The sequence below is a fragment of the Cupriavidus sp. 8B genome, from assembly GCF_054589115.1.
In genome coordinates, this window is sequence record NZ_BAAILO010000536.1 from 57441 (window position 1) to 61420 (window position 3980).

At 68.6% G+C, this 3980-nt stretch carries 4 protein-coding genes; 2 read left to right on the top strand and 2 right to left on the bottom strand.

What is annotated here, in order from left to right; translation table 11 throughout:
- The first annotated feature begins 56 nt into the window (after positions 1-56).
- Together ACYP5B_RS47540 and ACYP5B_RS47545 are read left to right on the top strand one after the other, a co-directional pair.
- The gene (locus tag ACYP5B_RS47540) at positions 57-1202 is read left to right on the top strand and encodes an acyl-CoA dehydrogenase family protein (RefSeq protein WP_459574336.1); all 1146 of its coding nucleotides are present in this window, start codon (positions 57-59) and stop codon (positions 1200-1202) included.
- Between the two features lie 47 nt (positions 1203-1249).
- Positions 1250-2485, top strand: a complete 1236-nt coding sequence (locus ACYP5B_RS47545) for an acyl-CoA dehydrogenase family protein (protein WP_459574338.1) — start codon at positions 1250-1252, stop codon at positions 2483-2485.
- Here the strand turns inward: ACYP5B_RS47545 and ACYP5B_RS47550 are convergent.
- Both ACYP5B_RS47550 and ACYP5B_RS47555 read right to left on the bottom strand, forming a co-directional pair.
- Complete coding sequence (locus ACYP5B_RS47550; RefSeq protein WP_400096113.1) at positions 2474-2845, bottom strand: DUF7696 family protein; 372 nt, start codon at positions 2843-2845, stop codon at positions 2474-2476. The two genes, ACYP5B_RS47545 and ACYP5B_RS47550, sit on opposite strands and share 12 nt — an antisense overlap.
- A 27-nt stretch (positions 2846-2872) precedes the next feature.
- Positions 2873-3586, bottom strand: a complete 714-nt coding sequence (locus ACYP5B_RS47555; protein ID WP_459574340.1) for a helix-turn-helix transcriptional regulator — start codon at positions 3584-3586, stop codon at positions 2873-2875.
- Positions 3587-3980: the final 394 nt, after the last annotated feature.

Below are 3980 nucleotides of genomic sequence, written 5' to 3' on the forward strand. Positions count from 1 at the left end.
CCGGCGGCCCCTTCACATAATGGCAGGTGCCCCAGCAACCGCGCCAAGGAACCACCGTGGATTTCCAATTCAGCGAAGAACAATCGATGTTGCGCGACACGCTCGCGCGCTACCTGGCCGACCACTACAGCTTCGAGGCTCGCCAGGCGGCAATCCGCTCGCCCGCTGGCTGGCGGGCGTCCTGCTGGCAAGCCCTGGCGCAGGAGCTAGGGCTGCTGGGCGCCGCGTTCCCGGAACGGTTCGGCGGGCTCGGCGGCAATACCGTCGACCACACGATCGTGATGGAGCAGTTCGGCCGCCACCTGGTGGTGGAGCCTTACGTGTCTACCGTGGTGCTTGGCGGCGGCGCCTTGCTGCATGGCAGCGAGGCACTGGCCGCCAGCTGGCTGCCGGCGATCATCGGCGGCGAAGCCACCGTGGCCTGGGCGCACGCCGAGCCACGCAGCCGTTACTGCCTGCACGATGTACAGACCGGCGCCGTCCGCGCGCAGGGTGGCTGGCGCCTTAGCGGCCACAAGGCGGTGGTGGTGGCCGCGCCGTGGGCCACGCATCTGGTGGTAAGCGCGCGCACCAGCGGCACCCGGCGCGACCGGGACGGCATCAGCCTGTTCTGGATCGAGCGCAACACGCCCGGCGTGACGCTGCAGGAATACCCTACCGTGGATGGCTCCCGGGCGGCCGACGTGCGCCTGGAAAACGTCTTCGTGCCGGACGGCGGCTTGCTGGGCGTCGAGGGCGGCGCGCTGGCGCTGATCGAGCGCCTGAGCGACGAGGCCGCGGTGGCGCTGTGCGCCGAAGCCGGCGGCGCCATGAGCCGGATGCTCGGCGACACAGTCGACTACGCGCGCCAGCGCAAGCAGTTCGGCGTGCCGATTGCCACCTTCCAGGTGCTGCAGCACCGCATGGCCGACATGTATGTACAGCTAGAGCAAACCGTGGCGCTGACACAAGTCGCCGCCATGCAGGCCGGCGCCGAGCCCGCGCAGCGCGCGCTCGCCGCCAGCGCCGCCAAGGCGCAGGCGGGGCAGGCCGGCAGGTTCGTCGGCCAGGCCGCGGTGCAGATCCATGGCGGCATGGGTGTGACGGAGGAACTGGCGGTTGGCCACTACTTCAAGCGCGTCACCGCGATCGACCTGCAGTTTGGCTCCGCCGAACACCACCTGCGCCGCTACGCCGACCTGCTGTATCCGGCTGCCGCGTGAGCCCACGCATCCCAGCCCCGCACTGACGAACATCCCGAGGCCCATCGATGAATCTCGATTTCTCCCCGCAAGAGCTGCAGTTCCGCGACGAGGTCCGTGCCTGGATCAAGGAAGCCTTCGACCCCGGCCTCAAGGCCCTGATGGCGCGCACCAAGAATGGCTACCTCGACAAGGAAGGCCAGGTGCGCTGGCAGAAGAAGCTGTTCGAACGTGGCTGGGCCGCGCCCAACTGGCCCGAGGAATATGGCGGCCCGGGCTGGTCTCCGGCCGAGCGCTACCTGTTCCAGGCGGAGACGGCCGCCGCCGGCTGCCCGACCGTGTCGCCGATGGGCCTGAGGATGGTGGCGCCGGTGATCATGAAATACGGCAGCCCGGAGCAAAAGGCGCGCTTCCTGCCGCCCATCCTGCGCTCCGACATCTGGTGGTGCCAGGGCTATTCGGAACCCAATTCCGGCTCCGACCTGGCCTCGCTGCAGATGCGCGCCGAGCGCGGGCGCGATGCGCATGGCGAGCACTACATCCTCAATGGCTCCAAGATCTGGACCACGCATGCGCAGTGGGCCGACTGGATGTTCTGCCTGGTGCGCACCAGCCGCGACGCGCGGCGCCAGGACGGCATCTCCTTCGTGCTGGTTGACATGCGCACGCCCGGCATCACGGTGGCGCCGCTGCCCACGCTGGATGGCCCGGTCGAGGGCCAGCAGGAAGTCAACCAGGTCTTCTTCGACAATGTGCGCGTGCCGGTGGAGAACCGTATCGGCGAGGAGGGCCTGGGCTGGACCTACGCCAAGTACCTGCTCGAATTCGAGCGCGGCGGCAGCTACGGCCCGATGCTGCGCCAGCAACTGGCCAAGGTGGCGCGCATCGCGGAGCAGGAGCCCGGCGAGGATGGTGGGCGCTTGCTCGACGATCCGGCGTTCCGCCGCAAGCTGGCGGAGCTGCACGTGCGCGCGGCCGCGCTGGAGGCGAGTGAGCTGCGGCTGTTTTCCAGCGTGGCATCGGGCACCTCGATCGGCGCCGCCTCCAGCATGCTAAAGCTGGTGGGCACCGAGACCATCCAGGCCATCAGCGAGCTGGCGGTGGAAGCGGCCGGGCCGTACGCGCTGCCCTTCGTGCAGGACGGCTGGGGCGAATTGCAGGGACGCGCCACGGGGCCGCAGGTAGGCCCCGGCTATGCCGCGCCGCTGGCGCCGCGCTACTTCAACTATCGCAAGGCATCGATCTACGCTGGCTCCAACGAGATCCAGCGCAACATCATCGCCAAGCTGGTGCTAGGGCTGTAAGCAGGTAAGCAGATAAGCGGCACCTTCCGTGCAGCGGCCCGCCAGCCGGGCTGCGTTCCCGCCCGGCGGCCTCGCCGGCTGGCCGGCGTCCACGTCTTCACCGGCTTCCAGCGCCGCGGTCACGGTAGCCCGGATCGATTGTGCCTTGAGCAGCAGGCGCAGGGCGATGTCGGCGCCACGGCTGGCCGCCACGCGCGCGACGAAGGCCCGGCGCGCCGGCTCGCCCAGCGTGGCGACGTGCGCGGCTTCGCACAGCACATGCCATGCGGCGGGCTGGCCGTCGAACTGTTGCCGGCGGCGCAGCAGGGTGGCGTCGATGGCGGCGGCGATTTCCGCGTCCCTCGCGGTGTGATTGCGCATGGTGCTCTCCTGAACGGGAAACCGGGGTTAGGGCCAGGCGCGGACCGCGCCACGATCGTTGCTGCCGTGACTGCTGCCCGCCTGGAACCTGGCGCCGCGCTGGCGGGCGGCATGGATGGCTTCGCTCTTGTTGCTGACCTGCAGGCGCTGGTACAGCAGCGCGACATGGCTCTTCACGGTAGCCACCGAGATATTGAGCAGTTGGCTCACGGTCTTGAGCGGATAGCCGTGCGACAGCAGGACCAGCACCTCGTACTGGCGCGGCGTGAGCTTCAACATGCGCGCCTCGTCGCGCAGCAGGTCGATGCGCCCACCTTGCGCCGCCAGCGCCTGCAACGGCGCGTAGGGATGTGGGACCGGCGCGCCATGCCAACGCGTGTCATCGGCCAGCACCAGCCGGATCGCCGCCTCGATCGCGGCGAGCGACGACGCCTTCGGCAGCCACGTGCAGATGCCCCGCGCCAGATCCGGCGACAACACGGGCGGCAACGTGCCATCAACCAGCAGCAGCAGGTACTGCGCCGATAGCACGGTGCGTGCGGTCTCCAGCAGCGCGCGTGCGCGATCCTGCGTCTGCGGCAAGCCGAGGATCACCAGCGCAATGTCGTTCATCTGCCCCTGCAGCAGGGCGAAATCGGCCGGGTCCAGGCAGATCACATGGCCCAAGCCCTCGACGCCACCGAGCATGCGCAGCAGGCCGAGCCGCAAGATCGGGTTGTCCTCGATCAGGAGTGCATTCATGACCGCGTACCTCCGTGCGACCTGCTGCGTTCCGGTTCCATCTGCTCCCTCCTTGGCAACGACATGCCCATCCGGCTTGGCTGGTATCCGCGGCAACGTTGTCACAGGCAATACAGCAAGCCGTGTGCCAACTGCAAGGCATTGAGCGCAGCGGGTGCGAGGGGAATTGCGTGAGGGATGGCGCCGGCCGGGAAGGCAGGCGCCATAACGCCTTGCGGGATGGCGTGCCAGGCAGGAAGGACTTCGCTGCGCGTATCGCCAGCCAAGAGCGCCCCCCGGGGGGCCGGCTGCGTGTTACGCGTTACGTAACGTGTTCCGTGGGGCAGGTGGAGGCATTCAAGAAGAATGTGTCCCGATGATCACTGACTCGTTGCGCTCTCCCATGAAATGGGAG